The organism is Deltaproteobacteria bacterium (assembly GCA_035063765.1).
Classification (GTDB): Bacteria; Myxococcota_A; UBA9160; order UBA9160; family PR03; genus CAADGG01.
In genome coordinates, this window is sequence record JAPSFT010000022.1 from 62,511 (window position 1) to 78,959 (window position 16,449).

Consider the following 16,449-nt stretch of genomic DNA (forward strand, 5'->3'; position numbering starts at 1 on the left):
TCGAGCGGATCCGCGGCAACCCGCTGCTCGCGACCGACCGCGCCGTGCGCCTCGACCCGCCACGTCGTGGCGACTTCCTCGAGCGACATCCGGTGTCGCGACAGGGTGTTGGTGGCCTTTTCGAGGTGGTCAGGCTGGTCACTTCCCTCGCGCCTTGCTTCCGCTCCGATCCGACAGTGGGCTTCGCGAGGCCGCGCGTTCCATGCGCCGCAGCAGGGCGGCCGACGGGGTGACCTTGCCACTCAGATAGGTGCTGAGCCGCGAGGCACTCGTGCCGACGAGTTCGGCGAACTGGGCGTTCGTGAGTCCGGATCGTTCGACCGCGGCGCGGATCTGGGCGGCGACATCGGCCCGGTCGGATTCGTCGGCCCGGGTCCGTGCATGCTCGATCGCCAGTGCGAACAGGACGCCGATGCCGTCGTGCTCGCGATAGGAGAGGTAGCGCTCCACACGGCGGGCGACCGAGCCCCAGGGTGAGCGGCGGATCTCGTCGAACACCGGCTTCCAATCGGCGACCAGGCCGCGGTCGACGATGGCAACGAGCGCCTCGTAGGGCCAGCTGCGGACATCGTCGGTCGGCGACGCATCGACGTTGCGGAATTCGAGGCTCATCCCGTGGCTCCGGCCAAGCGAAGCGCCAGCCCGCGGCAGGCGGCGACGACGTCCTCCCACTCGTGCCACCGCGCGTCGAGCCCTTTGTAGCGAGGCAGCTCGCGGGTCACGTCGGTGTCGCGCGGCTGCGGATCGGCGAGTGCGGCGACGAGCGAGGTGAGCACGGACCCCGCTTCGCCGGATCGATCGACATAGTAGGCGTCGATGTCCGAGAGGACCTCGACGGCGGCGTCTTCTCCGAGATGATCCGCCAGGGCCACCACGTCGAGGTAGTCGCGCACGACGTTGCGTTGCACCACGAGATAGGCCTTCACGCGCAGGGCCTCGGCGGCGGTGGGTGCGACGACCACGGCCCCGTCGCCCAGCTCGATCTCGCAGGTCTCGAGCGGTCGCTGCCGGCGCATCTGGCGAAGCCCGGCCTCGACGCCACCCAGGCTTCCCATGATCGTGAACGGCGGCTTCGAGGCGCGCACCGAGGTCGCCCAGCCCTCGGTCGCCTCCACCGCCTCGAGGATCTCCTGATAGCGATCGACGAGGTCGGCCAGCACGTGGTCGTGGTCGAACGAGTCACGGTGTCCGGCGTGCAGAGCGGCGGCAGAGCCTCCGACGAGCACGGCGTCCGGAACGACCTCTTGCAGCCGGGCAGCCGACGCCAGCACCTGCCGGAGGATCGGGCTCGGTTTCACCATTGCGCATTATCATATCTGATCAGAGGGATCGTGGCCAGGCTGCGAGCAGGGCGAAAAGCGGGCGGATCGGCGCCGAGAAGACCCGTGACGCCAGGCGCCCCGCCTCGATCTGGGCGCGCACCGGCCCCTTCCCCTCGTCGGGCCGGTCGACCGCGTCCCGCACGCCGTCCCACACGAGAACGTGTCGGCTGTGCCCTCGTCGGCAAGCGCCGGCTGCGCGAGGCGCCCCGGGTCGCCGCCGGTGCGGCTCCACTTCACGACCTCGGCGGCCAGGTGCGCGGGGATCTGGGTCGCGGAGGGCAGCGCCGGCGTCTGCGCGGCGGTGGCGAACCAGCAGGTCCTGGATCGCCCGGCGGTCGGAGCGCTCGCGGGTCGAGAGGTCGCGCGGAAGCCTGCGCCGGGCGACGCTCAGCGCCGGTCGTAGCTCAGACCGCGCACGCCGTTGCGGTACCAGCAGCGCACCTGGTCGTTGTGGCCGACCGCCATCGCGACGAGCCAGCCGCCGCGCTCGGCGGGCTGCACGCCGAGGATCCGGCGCACCGGGTAGCCGACCGACTCCGCCTCGCGCCAGCAGAGCCGGCTCGCGCGCTCGCGGCCGCCACCTTCGTCGCCCCAGCCCCAGCCGCCGCCCGAGGTGTAGTCGCGGTCCACCGAGAAGGCGACCACCCGGTTGGAGCCCGAGAACTCGACCGCGCAGTCGACGTCGCGCGTGACGTCGCGCCCGGGCCGCGAGACCCGCATGCGCGCGTAGACCGCGAGCCGGCTACCGCGCCGGCTCACGCGATGGACCTCTTCCACGGTGACGCGCCCGCCCCCGAAGCGGTCGGACATCTCGTGCGCGCAGATCCGGATCGCCTCGTCGCGGTTGCCCTTGCGACCGTTCGCGGCCGCCGGCTGCGGCGGCACCAGGACGAAGCCTGCGAGCGCGAGCAGGAGCAGGCGCCTCATGACTGTCCCCGCAGCGACGAGCCGTGTCCGAGCAGACCCCGGTCGATCGCAATCCCCACGCGTGCACCCTCCATCTGACGTCCCTGGACCCGTCCCCGAAGCTGCCACGTCCGCTCGCAGGCCTGCGTGACCGCTTGCGCCGGCACCCCCTCGCCGAAGCCCGTGAAACCGCCGCTCGGGTTGGCCGGGATGCGGCCCGCCCAGCGCGGCGGCGCCGCCGCGCGCCAGTCCCTCGCGATCACCCGGCCTGCACAGGCCGATGTTTCCGTACCGGTCGAGTTCGCGCCATCGAGAGATCGGAGACCCGGCCAGGTGGAGGTCCTCCGGGCCGAGCCCGGACTGCTCGCAGCGCCGCACGCGATCGCGTCGCGGAACGGCGCGTCGGGCACCGCCACCCCCACGGCGGAGCCGATCGCGAAGTCCGGCATCTCGATCACGCTCTCGAGATCGCGCAGCGTCCCGACGACCTCACCATCCGCAACGGCTTCGCCTTCGACGGCGGCGCGATCCGCTTCGACACGGAGGGCGTGCGGGCGCTCGACCACGCGGCGCTGCGCGACAACCGCGGGGATCTGGGAGCCAACGGTGCGATCGACCTCGATGCGGAAGCGGAGGCAACGCTCCGACACACGGTGGTAGCGGGTGGAGAGGTGTACGCCGTGAGCGCGATCGAGGCGCGCGGTTCGCTCGTCGTCGAGGACTCCACCTTCTCGGCGCAGCGCGACGGCTCCGACGTCGTCCGGACCCAGCCGCCCGACGCGTTCGCGCGAACGACCTTCGAGGGGGACGATCGGTACCACCACCACTACGTCGTTTGGCCCATGGGCCAGGCCGCGTTCCGGAACGTCAGGTTCCGTTCGAGCGCGTGCCCCGCGCGCGATCAGCGCGGCGTCACTCGACCCTTCGATCTCGACGGCGACGGCGACGCACGCTGCGACATCGGCGCTGTCGAACTCGCGCCCGAGCCGGACACGCTCGGGGGGCTCGCGAGCGGCTCGACGCTCGCGCTCCTGCTCGCCGCGCGCCGCTCTCGCGTCCCGCTCGGCCCTTCCCGATCGCGATCGTGAGCGAGAGGCGGGGCCTCTTCCGGTGATGGACCCGGATCGCCCGCCTCGCCACTCTCCGCCATCCCGGACAGCGCCACCGCGCACGTGGCCGAGACGATCTGGCTCGTCGTCCTCTCCGCGCGGACGCAGCCGGCCGTCGCGACTCAGTTCGGCGGAAACCCGAGCAGCGCTTCGGTGACCGCCTGGCGCCACACCGCCTCGGTGTGTGCACCCGGCGTGATGCCGGGGCCGAGCCCCGTCGTGACCACCGCATGCCACGCCAGCCGCTCGCTCTGCGCGTCCACGATGTCGAGGACGAGCACGGAGCGCGTCGCGACGCGGCTGCCGAGCGCCCAGGCGTTCGTGTCGATCCCGAAGCCGTAGCGATCGTAGAGCGAGAAGAGGCCGTAGAAGTCGCGGTTGACGTCCTTGCTCGAGAAGCCGACGAGCAGCTCGGCGGTCTCGCCGCCCGAGGCCTGGTGGAAGCCGCGGCGCTCGAGCTCGTCGGCGATCGAGCGACGGATCACGCGGTCGAGGGGGCTCTCGACCGGTGCCCCGGGGCGGTGCTCGTCGCCGGGGGCGGCCGGCGCCGGGAAGGAGAACGACCCGCGTGCGGGGATCGTCGCGCGCGGGTCGTAGCCGGCGCGGACGCTCCTGCTGGCCTCCGGCACGGCGACGAGCGTCGCTGGCGCCTCCTCGGCGGGCCGCGGCCGGCGCGCCGGCGGCGGCGCCGGGCCCGCACCCGGCGTGAGCCGCGCCGTGAGCTGGTAGGGAACCGGGCCGCCCAGGGCCTCGATCAGGACGAAGTAGACGCCGGCGCCGACGCGCTCGCTCACGGCCAGGGCGGGCACGTCGGTGTGCGGGCCGCGGCCGGTGCCGGCCCCGCCGAGCACGCCTTCGATCCCCTCGAGCACGATCCGCACCTGCGCGTCGCTGCTCCGGAGCTCGGGGATCAGGCTCAGCGCGAGCGTGCCGGCCTCCGTCACGACGACGCGGAAGCGCTTCGAGCACAGAGGCGTGTAGCACGACAGAGTGTCTACGTGGCGCGTGTCGAGCGCGAGCGGGTCGGCGAGTGCGCCCGGATCGACGACGATGTCCGGGTTCCACTTGCGCTCGCCGGGGATCCAGGGGTTCCACGCGCACGCCGGGAGCAGCGCGAGCACGGCGGCCGCCGTGCGCAGCAGGCGCCGGGCGTGGCGGAGCGATCGGATCGGGAGCGCGGGACTCGCCATGGGCGGCTTACTCTAGCCTGCTCGCCGTCGCGCGCAGCCCGCGAGCAGAGCGATCGCGGCAGGGAGACAGCTGCTATGGTGCCGGTCCGCTCCGGCCTTCGTGTGCGGAGCGCTTCGGGAGGAGGATCGCGTGGCTCGATCGGTCGCCGTCCGGTTCGGAATCCTGGCCTTTGCCGTCTGCGCCCTCGGGCTGGGCCCGGCCGCCGGTCCTGCCGGGGCCGAGGACGCCACCGGCTCTCCGGGCCTCGCGCGCATCGCGTCGAGTGGGACGCTGCGCGTGGGCATGTCGGGCAGCCAGCCGCCGCTCAACTTCGCGAGCAAGGGCGGGGAGACGGTCGGCCTCGAGGTGGACCTCGCCAACGCCCTGGCCGACCTGATGGGAGCCGACCTCCAGATCGTGCGCAAGCCCTTCGCCGAGCTGCTCGGTGCGCTCGCGGCAGGGCAGGTCGACGTCGTCCTCTCGGGCGTGACCGCGACGCCCGAGCGCAGCCAGCGGGTCGCCTTCGTGGGGCCGTACTACCTCTCGGGCAAGGCGATCCTGACACGCTCGGCGCGCCTCGCGCAGCTCGAGGACGCCGCCGCGCTCGACCAGGAGAAGCTCACGCTCGCGGTGCTGAAGGGCTCCACGAGCGAGCAGTTCGTCCGCACACGGCTGCCGAAGGCGAAGCTCGTGACCACCGACGACTACGACGAGGCCGTGAAGCTGCTGCTCGCGGACGAGGTCGCCGCGGTCGTCGCGGATCGCGAGGTCGTCGCGCTCTCGGTCTTCCTGCACCCGAAGGAGCGGCTCGCGTCGACGCGGACCACGCTGACGCTCGAGCCGATCGCGCTCGCCGCCCCTGCCGGCGACCCCTTGCTCGCGCGCTATCTCGACACCGCCCTGAGCACGCTCGAGACGAGCGGCGTGCTGAGCGCGATCCGCGCGCGCTGGCTGGAGCGCGGGGACTGGGTCGAGCAGCTTCCGTAGCAGGCGCCTACGAGCGAGCGGAGGCGGCCCGAGCGCCGCACCGGGAGGTCCTCAGCGCTGGGGGTGCAGGCCGGCCTCGGGCCAGTCCGGGCGCGCGGGAAGGCGGTCGCGCAGCGCCCCCGGCTCGAACCCGGTGTCGAAGTTGCACTTTGCAGGAGACGCGCCGGGCAGGCCCAGGCAGCGCGCGAGGACCTCCTCGCCGGTCGGCTCGTCCTCGTCGCACGTGCCGTAGGAGTCGAGCCACTCGAGGTACTCCTCCACCACGGCCCGCATCTCGAAGGGCGTGAAGTTGCAGTGGCCTGGCGCGCTGCCCCAGATCATCACGTGGTCCTTGCCACCGATCCGGGCCGCGTCGTGGTAGAGCTTCTGGAACTCCGGCAGCGCGATGTAGTCATCCCGGCCCGAGAACGAGAGGATCGGATAGTCCACCCGTCCACCGGGCCCGCGGGTGAAGTCGATCTCCGTGTTCCTCCGCATCTTCGAGCGGCCGGGCCCCCGACGCAGGCGCTCCACGGCCGCCGCAAAGGCGGCGGCTTCCGGCCCGCCCAGGACGCGCGCGTAGTCCGCCGTGGTGTTCCAGCCGGGACGGCGGCCGTGCAGGCGTTCGCGGTCGTGCACGAAGTCCCCCATCGCGAAGACCGAGAAGCCGAGCACGTGCACGACCGGGAAGCCGCCCGTTGGAAAGCGGGTCAGCTCGCGGAACGTCGCGAGCCGCTCGCCCTGCGCCGCAGCCTCCACCGGGTCGCTGCTCGGGAAGAGAACGCCGAGGCAGGTGTTCACGGTCAGCGCGAACTGCAGCTGGTCGGAGGTCGAATGGTTCGGGTCGCCGACGTCCGGGGGGCTCTCGAGCCGGCCGCCCGGCACGTCGTCGCACAGGTAGTCGTACACCAGCCGGATGTCGGTGGCGGTATCCACCGTGGGCAGACCGCCGGCGGAGGCGGAGCAGTACGGGAGTGCGCCGTGGATCCACTTGCCCGGCTCGAGGCGCATCGTGGCGTCCACCGTGACCGCGCCACCGCCCGACGGCCCGGTGACGATCACGCGCTTCGGGCGCCCCGGGCCTCGCCGGCTCCTCATGAAGCGGATCACGTCCTTCAAGTCGAAGCGGCTCTGGAACGCGGCCCAGCCGATCTGGCTGAAGGTCGACGCGGCGACCGCCTTGCCCATCGGCAGGAACTGCTCGAACCCGAGCATCGAGATCTTGTTGCACACTCCCGGCCCGATGCCCGCGCAGTCCGCGTCGACCGTGCATGCCTTCGTGACCTGAGCTCGGCACGCGTTGTGTGGCGCGATCGTGAGCTCGTCGAGCTCGAGGCCGTGGTTCACCAGGAAGAGGTCGCCGTCCCAGTTCTCCGGAACGAGGATGCGGAAGTACGAGCCCCTGGTCCCCTTGCCGAGGTACTCGCGGCAGCCCTCGACCGGGCACTGGGCGCGCGCCGGGCTGGCGAGCAGGAGGACTCCGAAGGCAGCGACCACGAGCCAGGGACGGAATCGCAACGACATGAGGCACCTCGGCGTTTCGAGCCCGGTTCGCGGCCGGTTCGAGCCCGGCTCGAGCCCGGCTCGAGCCCGGTTCGAGGCGGATTCGAGGCGGATTCGAGGCCGGCGGGGCCAGCGCTGGGCGAGGGCGAAGCCCGATTGCACCCTATCACCTCGGGGCCTTTGGGTACAGCGATGTTTTTCTGTATCTTCCGGGCCATGGCGTCCGTGCGCTCCACCCGGTACACGCCCCTCCGGCGCGGGCAGCACAAGCTGAGCCGCGCCGAGGTGGCCGCGTCGCAACGCGGGCGCATGCTCGAGGCCATGGTCGAGGCTGCGGCCGAGCTCGGGTACGCCGGTGCCTCGGTGGCCGAGGTGATCGCTCGCGCCTCGGTCTCGCGCCGGACCTTCTACGAGCAGTTCGCCGACAAGGAGGACTGCTTCTGCGCGGCCTACGACGCGGCGACGCGGATCCTGATCGACGAGCTGCGCGCGGCGCTCGAGCCCCCCGGGTCCCCCGCCGAGCGGGTGGAGCGGATGGTCGGCGCGTACCTCGACCGGGTGGCCGCGGAGCCGGCGGGCGCGAAGGTGTTCCTGATCGAGGCGCTCGCGGCCGGTCCCGTCGTGCTCGCTCGCCGCATGCGGGCACAGGAGACCGTGGCGGAGCTGGTCGCCGCGACGTTCGGAGCGGGGACGGACGCGGCACGTTTCGCGTGCACCGCGCTCGTCCATGCCCTGATCTCGATCGTCACGGCCCACGTCGCCATGCGCCGGATGGCTCGCGTCGGCACGCTGCGCGCCCCGATCGCGCAGCTCGTACGCCAGACGCTGCGGCCCTTCGAGCCGCCCGCGCGCCCGCGCGTGCGCCCCCCGACACGGCGGAGGTCCTAGCCATGGAGACATTCGAGCACCGTGGTGACGCGATTCGCTTCGAGCGGCGGGGGCAGGGCCCGCCGGTGGTGCTCCTGCACAACGGCGGCACGTCCCACGCGATCTGGGACGAGGTCGCCGCTGCCCTCGAGCCGGACCACGAGATCTTTGCGATCGATCTGCTCGGCTACGGCGCCTCCGCGAAGCCTGAGAGCGGCTACACACTGGAGCGCTACATCGAGATCCTCGGCGCCTTCGTCGACGCCCAGCGGCTCGTGCGCCCGAGCCTGGTCGGCAACTGCATGGGGAGCGCCATGTCGCTCGGCCTCGCGGCCCGCCGCCCGCACGACCTGAGCGCGCTGGTGCTCGTGAACCCGCTCACCGCCGCCACCTTCTCGGCTGGCTGGCTCGGCTGGCTGTTGCGCCTGCGCCGGCTCGCCCCCGGCCCTTCGCGGGCGCTCTACCGGCGTCTGGGCGGGCTCCGCCTCGGCCGCTTCCTCGGCACGCAGTCGCTGCGCTTCCAGCTCGGCGCGCGCGGCCGCGCCCGGGGCGTGCAGCGCAGCGAGGAGCTCTGTGCGTGCCAGACCAGCCCCGGCCAGCTCCGCTCGCTGCTCGGCGCGCTCGACGACCTCGAGCACTACGACGCGCTCGATCGCCTCACGCCCGGGCCGGACTTCCCCCCGATCTGCACGATCTGGGGCACCGAGAACAAGGTCCTGTCGGCGCGCGCCGGCCGGCGCCTGAACGCGACGCTGCGCCCACAGCGCGCCGAGTGGCTCGCCGGCTGCGGGCACCTGCCGATGCTGGAGCGCCCCGAGGAGGTCGCGACGATCGTCCGCGAGTTCCTCGCCGAGAGCGCGCGCCCGGCAGCGACGTCGCGCTCGGAGCAGGCGGCCCGCGCGTGATCTTCCCGCAGGACGTGTTCGACGTAGCGGGGCTCGCGCTCGAAGTGGCCCGCAGCGATCCCGAGCGGACAGCGGTCGTGGAGCCGGCGGGGCGTGGAGCGGACGGCAGACGCCGCTATCGCCGCTTCTCCTACGCTCGCCTCTCGGCGGACGTCGAGTCGGTCGCGCCTGGCCTGCGCGAGATGGGTATCCGCGAGCGCACGCGCACGGTCTTCATGGCGCCGCCGAGCTACGAGGCGAGCGTGGCCATGCTCGCGCTCGCGCGCGTCGGCGCCATGACGATCTGGATCGACCCTTCGGTCGGCTACCGCAACGTGGCCGAGCGACTGCGGCGGATCGAGCCCGAGGCCTTCGTCGGGCTGCCGGTCGTCCACCTCGGACGCCTGGTCTTCGGCTGGGGACCCCGGACGCTGCGCAAGCTCGTGGTCGTGAACGGCCGCTTTCCGGGCGCGCGCACGCTGGCGTCGCTGCGCCGGGCGCCGGCGGCGGAGCCGACCCCGGCAGCGGTCGGGCCCGACGATCCCTGCACGATCTTCTACACGACCGGGAGCACCGGGCCCGCGAAGCCCGCGCTCTACCTCCACCGCCACTACGCCCATCTCTACCGCGTCGTGCGCGAGAGCTGGCGTTTCGACGCGACCGCGGGGGTCCCCGTCGACATGGCGATCTTCCCGGCCTTCTCCCTGATCGGCCTGGTCGGCCGTGGAACCATGGTGGTGCCGCCCATCGACTTTGTGCGGGAGACGCCCGCCACGGCCGACCCCGCCGCGCTCCTCGAGGTGATCAACGACTGCGGCGTGCGCTCGTGTTTCGCCTCGCCCGTGCTGCTCGAGAACCTGGCGCGTCACGCCGCCGCCCACGGTATCGAGACGCCGACGCTCGAGCGCGTCATCGGGGGGGGTGCGCCGATCTTCGCCGCCGTGATGGAGGCACTGCGCCGCATGATGGGCGGGCGCGGCGAGGTCTTCGCCAACTACGGAGCAACCGAGGCGCTTCCCTCGACCGAGATCAGCGCGCGCGAGGCGCTCGAGGAGACCTGGGCGAGGACCCGGGAGGGGGCCGGCCTCTGCGTCGGGCGTCCCTTCCGTGGCGTCACGCTGCGCGTGGTGCGGTTGTCGGACGGCCCGATCGCCTCGCTCGAGGACACCGAGACGCTTCCCGCCGGTGAGATCGGCGAGCTGATCGTGCGAAGCGCGCACGTGAGCCCGGCCTACTTCCGCGACGAGGACGCCACCCGCAAGAACAAGGTGACGGGATCGAACGGCGAGATCTGGCACCGGATCGGAGACGCCGGCTACCTCGACGAGGCCGGCCGCTTCTGGTACTGCGGCCGCGTCGGCCAGCGCGTGCGCAGCGCGGAGGGGCCGCTCTTCTCGCTGCAGTGCGAGCCGATCTTCGACGCGCATCCGGCGGTACGGCGGAGCGGGCTCGTCGGCGTTCCGGACGGGGCGTACGAGCGGGCGGTGCTGTGCGTCGAGCGCCGGCCGGAGGCGACCGAAACGCCCGAGGCCACGCTGCGCGCGGAGCTGCTCGCGCTCGCGGCGTCGCGCCCGCTCACCCGGCCGATTCGCGACGTGCTGTTCCCGAAGGCGTTGCCGGTCGATCCGCGGCACAACTCGAAGATCGAGCGCCCCGCCCTGGCGCGCTGGGCGGCGGCGCAACGTCCGAGGTCCTGAACCGCTCCTCCGCCCGGCTGGATCGGCCCCGCCTCGCGCGCGCGAGCGCCACGAGGCCGAGAGCGGCGCCCACGGCGGCGCTGCCGCCCGCCGGCTCGGGAAGCGTGAGCTCGATCGTGCTGACGCTGTACGCGGGCAGGAGGTCGGCCAGGTGGCCGGGGTCGGGCGGCGCGAGCGCACCGGCCGCGACCGGCTCGGCGGCGGCGGCCGTGAGCCGATGGACAATCGCGCTCGCGATCGGGCGGCCGCCCGGGGTCGTCACGGCGAAGCTCGCAGGGAGGGGCGTGCCGGTCTTGTTGATCGCGATCACCACGAGGCGCTCCGGGTCCCCCGAGTCGAGGCTCGCGTAGACGGAGCTGGCGGCGACGTCGCTCGTCGTCGCTCGGATCGATTGGTCACCGAAGTGCGCACCCGCGCCGTCGAAGTCCCGGTACATCCGGAAGGCCGCGCCGATGAACGACTCGTCCTCGGCGAGCGGCCACTCCGCCGCGGCGAACACGCCCTCGCGCCCGAAGATGCCGAGCACGTCCGCCTGGGCGATCCCGCCCGAGATGTGCCCCCCGCCTCCGTAGTTGTACTCGGTGACCGCGAGCTTCATGCCCGGTGCGTGCGTGTCGATCTTGTCGCGCAGGCGCGGCAGCAGGCGGACCGGGCCGAGGGTCGAGTACTCGGTGATCCAGCTCGTCTCCGTGTAGCTCGGGTCCCACAGCGAGCGCGGCGCCTGCAGGCGCGCGGCCACCACCGCTGCGCTCGTGTCGCTGCCGGTGACGCGCACGCCCCCGCCCTGCGCCTCGGGATACCAGTGCACGTCGAGCACGTCGACGAGCGGCGCGCCGAAGCCTTGCGACGCCTCCGCCACCGCCGCCAGCCAGACCTCCTGGAAGTCGCGGCCCGCGGCGTCGGGCGCGTCCTGCAGGGTCAGGTACCCGTGCCAGCCGTAGTTCACGGGGCCGAAGACGAGCGCCTGCGGGCTCACGGCCTTGACCGCGGACGCGAAGGCGATCGTGCGCTGCACGAGCTCCGCGTAGGTGAGCGGGTCGGGGTGGATGCGCACGTGGGTGCTCGACCAGAGGTCGGGCTCGTTGTCGAGGGAGTAGAAGACGGGGTGCGCAGGGTCGTAGGCGCCGGGGAAGCTCTGCGCGACCCAGTGCACGAACTCGTCCTGGTAGACGAAGCCGTCACCCGCGTCCGGCGCCAGCGCGAAGGGGGCGCCCTTGGCGGGTAGCGACTGCCGGAAGCGGGTCTGCAGGTAGTCCGGCGTCTGGGCGACGTCGCCGCCGCCCTGCTTGTCGGCGGCGACGTAGCCCGCGATCGGCACCGTCACCAGGATCCCGGCGCCCCGCTCGCGCGCGGCCGCGATCGACGGGCGCACCGCCTCGCCGGGCGCGTCGCTCGCCGAGAGCAGGCCGTCGTTCTGGTTCAGCCAGTCGGTCCCCGCGTTCGATGCGTTGTTCTCCCAGTTGTAGGCGGTCCAGCGGTTGCCACCGAGCCGCGTCAGGGTGGCCGCGGCGAAGGCACCCTCGAGGGGGCGGTTCACGCCGTACACGAAGGGCGAGATCGGCGCGACGTCCTGGGTCGCGTCGACGAGGAACGAGACGTCGGCCGCGGCCGGTGCCGCAAGGCCCGCAACGAGCAGCCAGGGCGCGATCCGCATGCAACTCCTCTCGGCCCGGCGGGCCGCTGCTCTCATCGGCACGCCGCGAGCGGGACCCGAGCCCGCGGGTGCCGCGGCGCACGCGGGCTTCCCCGTCGCTCGCGATGCCCTCGCGCTGGGGCTCCGCGCGACGGGCCGCTCGACGATCCCCGCGATCCGCGCGACCCTCGATCGCCGGGCCGCCCGCCGCCGGGCCACCGGGAGGACGAGCCGGATGAGCGAGATCCCCGTGGTCGAGCTTCGCGGGACCCCGCGTGAGATCGGCCGCGGCCACGGCGAGGCGCTCCGCGACCGGATCGCTTCGACGCTCGGCATCTACTCGATCGCGCTCGCGCGCAGCGACGCCGAGCTGCGCGCCGCGGGCGCTGCCGTCGCGCTGCGGATCCGCGCCTTCTCGCCCGAGCTCGCCGACGAGATCGAGGGCATCGCCGAGGGCGCGCGCGTCGAGCCGTATCGGATCCACGTCCTCAACGCCCGCAGCGAGCTCATGGCGGGCGTCTCCGATGGCTGCACGGCGCTCTTCGCTCCGCGCGCCGGGGTGCTCGGGCAGAACTGGGACTGGCTCGCCCTGCTCGAGCCCCTCGTCGCCGTGCTGCGGATCGAGACGCGCGACGGGATGCGGCTCGCCACGCTTACCGAGCCCGGGATCGTCGGGAAGATCGGCTGCAACTCGGCGGGGATCGGGGTGTGCCTGAACTTCGTCTACGCGCCGGGCCCGCTCGACGGCGTCCCCGTGCACGTCGTGCTCCGGGACCTCCTCCACCAGCACGATCTCGCCGCCGCTCGCAAGCGCGCCGACGACGCCGGGATGGGCCGTGCGGCGAACGTCCTCGTCGGGAGCGCGCACGACGGCGGCTTCGACGTCACCTGGCTCGGCCGGCGCCGGCTGTGGACGCCGATCCGCGACCTCCCCTTCGCGCACACCAACCACGTCGGCGCGGACGCTTCGACCGGCGGCCCGTTCTTCGAGAACTCGTGCGCACGGCTCGAGCGGGCCCGCGCGCTCGAACGAGGCGTCGGTTCCTTCGACGATCTGCTCGGCTTCCTCGCCGATCGCGCCGACGCGAAGCATCCGATCTGCCGCGCCTACGCGCCGCTCGATCGGGTGCCGGGAGTCACCGTCGGAACGGTGGCGACGGTCGCGATGGAGCTCCGGGAGCGCCGTCTCCACGTGCGGCGGGGGCCCGATCCCGAGGCTCCGCTACGCACCATCGAGACCGCCGCCGGGGCCTGATCGGGGGGGGCACCCTACGACTGCCGACGTCCCCGGGGTGGAGCCGTCCCGCGATCGGACCCGCGCGCGTGCCTTCCTCCTGCCGTTGGATGACAAGCCTGCTCGATCGGCAAGACTCGTCCGGGGACCGGCCCGTGCGGACGGACCCCCCCCAGGAGGGACGCCATGAGGATCTGGATCGCCAGCGCCGCAGCCATCGGCCTCGGGCTCGGCTCGTTCGTGACGGCGCCGCCCGCACAGGCGGCCGAGAAGAAGGTCGACGAGATCACGTGCGAGGAGTTCCTCGCGATGAATCCCGACGACCAGAACCGGATCGCGTACTGGGTCGACGGCTACGCAGAAGCCCGGAACGAGGCTGCGGTCGGTACGGTCGCGCTCGACAAGTTCGGCCAGCCGATCGGCGAGCTCGTCGACGACTGCAAGGCGACGCCCAAGGAAACGCTCTGGCAGAAGCTGAAGAAGCATCTCTAGCAGCGGGCGTTCGAGGACCGCCCCGCCGGCTGCCGGTGGGGCGCGCCTGCGCCGTACCTGCGTGCCGCCGGCATGCCCAGCCCGGGCCCGCAGCGGGAGCGACCTCCTCGGGCCCTCTAGGCCCGCCCCGCCAGCAGCGCGTCGCGTGCGACGACCAGGAGCGTCCCCGCCGCGCCGAGCATCGACAGGCCCGCCCCGGGTACGGCGATGAACTCGAGCGCCTCCTTCGCGGCGCCGGTGCTCCCGAGGCCGGGCGCCTTCAACGCGGCCCAGAGCCAGAAGGAGGAGTAGAGCAGAGCGCCGGCTCCGAAGGCCAGTGCGCTCAGGCAGGCCAGCAGCCCGCGCCGGCTCAGGAGGACCAATGCGGCGATCGCCGCCATGGCGGCGGTGCCGATGGCTCCGCCGTGTAGGTGGGCGCGCTGCAGGTACTCCCACGACTTGGCGACGACCGCGTCCTTCTTGGCGACGTCACCGTGGTACACCGTGTCGAGCACGGCGGTGCCCGAGCTCTCGAGCACCTGCTTGATCTGGTCTTCGGCGGCGCCGAAGACGCCGCCCAGGCCGAAGCCGAGCAGGATCGCCAGGAGCGCGAGCAGGATGCCGACGGAGAACGGCTTCGGAATCGGATCGACGGCGAGAGACATGGAGATCCTCCTCGGAATGCGCGACGAGTCCTGGCTCGATCGCTCGGGTGCGCGCACGACCTCGGGGGCGAACGCCACCTTCGCGGCGGGCGGGCCTCCGTTCCGCAGCGGACGCCCGCGTAGCCTACCATGCCGCGCAGCGCAGAATGCTGGCGCTCCCCCCGGCTCGCAACCGTCGGCTGCACGACTCCGTGGCCGTCGGGTTCGCGTGACGGGAAGAACCACCACCCGGTGACCTTCGAGGGCTTCCCGATCTCTCCGGCATCGCCGGCTCCCTCGCGGATGATCGCGCCCGGCCGCGCAGTGGGGGGCAGGCGGCTCCAGCGGGAGCCCTGCTCCCGGCGCCCTTCTCGGCGCGCTTCCTACTGGTGGTCGGGTGCTTCCTGCAGACGCTCCGCTGCCTCCAGAGCCGCAGGCAGCGCGCCTGCTTCGACTGCGAAGGAGCCCGAGAGCTCGAACTCGGCCGCGCCAGAGGCGGAGCCCACGAGGAGCGACACGATGACCTCCCGACCGTGGGCCCGAAGCTCCAGGTACGTGCCGTAGGTGCCCTCGAGGCGAGGACGCACGGACCTCTCGAGCATGAACTCATCGAGCTGCCGCACGAAGGCCGCCAGGTTGGTGAGTGCACCATCGCTGTTCGTGGCGGAGGACTGGCTGTGCCCCAGTTCCAGGACGCGGAGGCCGCACGGAGGCCGCAAGCCTCCCCGCCGCATCGCAATGCGATCGGCGTGAGCTCGACAGGGGTTGAGCGCGGGTTCCAGGAGACACTGCGGCGACGACGGAAGCGAAGACGAAGCGGAAGACACGAGCCGGAGGAAGAAGCCCGGGGGCGAGGCCGCAGCCGGAGGACAGCGTTCTGGCTGTTGACGCGAGGGGTTCATGGGTGTTGGCCGCCACCTTCACTGGAGGGAGGCTTCGATCCAGTTCGAGAATTCGCACGCGAGGTGCCACTCATGCTCGCGGAGCATGAACGGAAGTGAGAATCGCGGAAACTCCACCGTGAGACAGCCTTCGAACCCCCCTGTGTCCACGTCCCTGAATTGGTGGCGCACGCCCCCTATCGGAGCACCGTCCTCGGCGCGCGCCACCCCCGCAATCTGGTACGAAAAGGCAGGGTCAGCCGGTGTGACAAGCGACGAAACGTCCTCGTAGTCGATGTAGAAAAGCGCCGCGAGGGGGCTCCCGCCGGTCGTCTCGAGAACGACCTGGCCTCTATCGGCGGACTGCTCGATGACGTAGTGATCGGGGCATGCACCCAGCAACGCGGCGGCGTCGCCGACTGACATGCGTTCGGTGAGCCAAGCACTGAACTCAGTGGCCGTTCCGCTATCGGCTCGAATCCGGCAGACACTCGTGCGACGCGCTGCAGGACGGATCGCGACCATCGCATGCGCCATGCGATCGGACCAGCGGACCTCAGAAGCGAGACGACGGCGCAAGCGATCGGATCCGAACGAGAGTTTCGCATCGAGTAGCGCCTGCCGTTGGCTCGAGATGTCGCTCGTTGGCAGGGGGACTCCGAGCTTCCGCGCGACAGCAGTGACTCGGCGTGCCTCCCATTGCAAGACCTCTCCGCGCGACGTCGCTCCGCAAAGGGAAAGGTCGAGGCTGATACCCGGCAGGCGGCCCATGGAGTCACGCTCGCTTCTATCCAGACGGCATGCGCACCGCAACTGGTGGGATACCTCGGTGCCGCACAATGGATCCACGTCTAGCTCCCGTCCGCCGTGAGCCACGTGCGGTTCGACAGCGGCCGCCAGCGCGATCTCGATCTGGCAGCATACACGGCGCAGCCGACGCGCTTGGCGAGCCGCAGGATGCCGAGGCACGAGCGGTAGCCCTGCTCGGGGTGCGGGCGCTCGGCGAGGATCGCTTCGACGAGGGCCGCCGTGCCGGGCCCGATGCTCTTCGCCCAGTGCACGAGCCGCGAGGGCGTCCAGGCGAGGTGCCTCTGGTGCGCCTTCGGCATGTGCTCGGCGCACGTGGTGTGGCGCCCCCGCTCGTAGCTTCGGACGTGGGCCG

At 72.4% G+C, this 16,449-nt stretch carries 16 protein-coding genes and 1 pseudogene; 7 read left to right on the forward strand and 10 right to left on the reverse strand.

From position 1 onward, the window contains the following. Positions 1-138: 138 nt before the first annotated feature. The 4 genes from OZ948_15805 to OZ948_15820 all read right to left on the reverse strand — a co-directional run bounded on the left by OZ948_15805 (position 139) and on the right by OZ948_15820 (position 2,878). On the reverse strand, positions 139-612 hold the full coding sequence (locus OZ948_15805) for a helix-turn-helix transcriptional regulator (GenBank protein MEB2346190.1): 474 nt from the start codon (positions 610-612) through the stop codon (positions 139-141). Further along, positions 609-1,301: a hypothetical protein gene (locus OZ948_15810; GenBank protein MEB2346191.1), complete on the reverse strand. Its 693-nt coding sequence runs from the start codon at positions 1,299-1,301 to the stop codon at positions 609-611. The genes OZ948_15805 and OZ948_15810 overlap by 4 nt, the downstream gene beginning before the upstream one ends. Before the next feature lie 408 nt (positions 1,302-1,709). Further along, complete coding sequence (locus tag OZ948_15815) at positions 1,710-2,249, reverse strand: hypothetical protein (protein ID MEB2346192.1); 540 nt, start codon at positions 2,247-2,249, stop codon at positions 1,710-1,712. Beyond that, the gene (locus OZ948_15820; GenBank protein ID MEB2346193.1) at positions 2,246-2,878 is read right to left on the reverse strand and encodes a hypothetical protein; all 633 of its coding nucleotides are present in this window, start codon (positions 2,876-2,878) and stop codon (positions 2,246-2,248) included. The genes OZ948_15815 and OZ948_15820 overlap by 4 nt, the downstream gene beginning before the upstream one ends. A gap of 30 nt (positions 2,879-2,908) precedes the next feature. Between OZ948_15820 and OZ948_15825 the strand changes: the two genes are divergently transcribed. After that, entirely contained in the window at positions 2,909-3,316 is a 408-nt protein-coding gene (locus OZ948_15825; GenBank protein MEB2346194.1) for a hypothetical protein, read from the forward strand. 143 nt (positions 3,317-3,459) lie between these two features. Here OZ948_15825 and OZ948_15830 read toward each other — a convergent pair whose 3' ends face one another. Next, positions 3,460-4,527 (reverse strand): DUF4136 domain-containing protein, encoded by a 1,068-nt coding sequence (locus tag OZ948_15830; protein ID MEB2346195.1) that lies wholly within the window; start codon positions 4,525-4,527, stop codon positions 3,460-3,462. Between the two features lie 130 nt (positions 4,528-4,657). Between OZ948_15830 and OZ948_15835 the strand changes: the two genes are divergently transcribed. Next, a complete protein-coding gene (locus tag OZ948_15835) occupies positions 4,658-5,494 on the forward strand; it encodes a transporter substrate-binding domain-containing protein (protein ID MEB2346196.1) in 837 nt (278 codons plus the stop codon). 51 nt (positions 5,495-5,545) lie between these two features. Here OZ948_15835 and OZ948_15840 read toward each other — a convergent pair whose 3' ends face one another. Further along, entirely contained in the window at positions 5,546-6,997 is a 1,452-nt protein-coding gene (locus tag OZ948_15840) for a hypothetical protein (protein ID MEB2346197.1), read from the reverse strand. 195 nt (positions 6,998-7,192) lie between these two features. On the opposite strand from OZ948_15840, the gene OZ948_15845 reads away from it, so the two are divergent. Genes OZ948_15845 through OZ948_15855 form a run of 3 tightly spaced genes read left to right on the forward strand, consistent with a single transcriptional unit; the run spans position 7,193 to position 10,424 of the window. After that, entirely contained in the window at positions 7,193-7,864 is a 672-nt protein-coding gene (locus OZ948_15845) for a TetR/AcrR family transcriptional regulator (protein MEB2346198.1), read from the forward strand. Between the two features lie 2 nt (positions 7,865-7,866). Beyond that, a complete protein-coding gene (locus tag OZ948_15850) occupies positions 7,867-8,748 on the forward strand; it encodes an alpha/beta hydrolase (protein MEB2346199.1) in 882 nt (293 codons plus the stop codon). Beyond that, complete coding sequence (locus OZ948_15855) at positions 8,745-10,424, forward strand: fatty acid CoA ligase family protein (protein MEB2346200.1); 1,680 nt, start codon at positions 8,745-8,747, stop codon at positions 10,422-10,424. The genes OZ948_15850 and OZ948_15855 overlap by 4 nt, the downstream gene beginning before the upstream one ends. A 799-nt stretch (positions 10,425-11,223) precedes the next feature. Here the strand turns inward: OZ948_15855 and OZ948_15860 are convergent. After that, positions 11,224-12,078: pseudogene (locus OZ948_15860) on the reverse strand (endoglucanase A). Positions 12,079-12,292: 214 nt separating this feature from the next. On the opposite strand from OZ948_15860, the gene OZ948_15865 reads away from it, so the two are divergent. Both OZ948_15865 and OZ948_15870 read left to right on the forward strand, forming a co-directional pair. Then, entirely contained in the window at positions 12,293-13,312 is a 1,020-nt protein-coding gene (locus OZ948_15865; GenBank protein ID MEB2346201.1) for a C45 family autoproteolytic acyltransferase/hydrolase, read from the forward strand. 165 nt (positions 13,313-13,477) lie between these two features. Beyond that, on the forward strand, positions 13,478-13,783 hold the full coding sequence (locus tag OZ948_15870) for an HdeA/HdeB family chaperone (GenBank protein MEB2346202.1): 306 nt from the start codon (positions 13,478-13,480) through the stop codon (positions 13,781-13,783). Positions 13,784-13,899: 116 nt separating this feature from the next. Here OZ948_15870 and OZ948_15875 read toward each other — a convergent pair whose 3' ends face one another. The 3 genes from OZ948_15875 to OZ948_15885 all read right to left on the reverse strand — a co-directional run. Beyond that, on the reverse strand, positions 13,900-14,427 hold the full coding sequence (locus OZ948_15875; GenBank protein ID MEB2346203.1) for a hypothetical protein: 528 nt from the start codon (positions 14,425-14,427) through the stop codon (positions 13,900-13,902). Positions 14,428-15,326: 899 nt separating this feature from the next. Continuing rightward, complete coding sequence (locus tag OZ948_15880; GenBank protein ID MEB2346204.1) at positions 15,327-16,058, reverse strand: hypothetical protein; 732 nt, start codon at positions 16,056-16,058, stop codon at positions 15,327-15,329. Positions 16,059-16,138: 80 nt separating this feature from the next. Next, on the reverse strand, positions 16,139-16,449 hold a 311-nt coding region (locus OZ948_15885; GenBank protein MEB2346205.1), incomplete at its 5' end, for a hypothetical protein.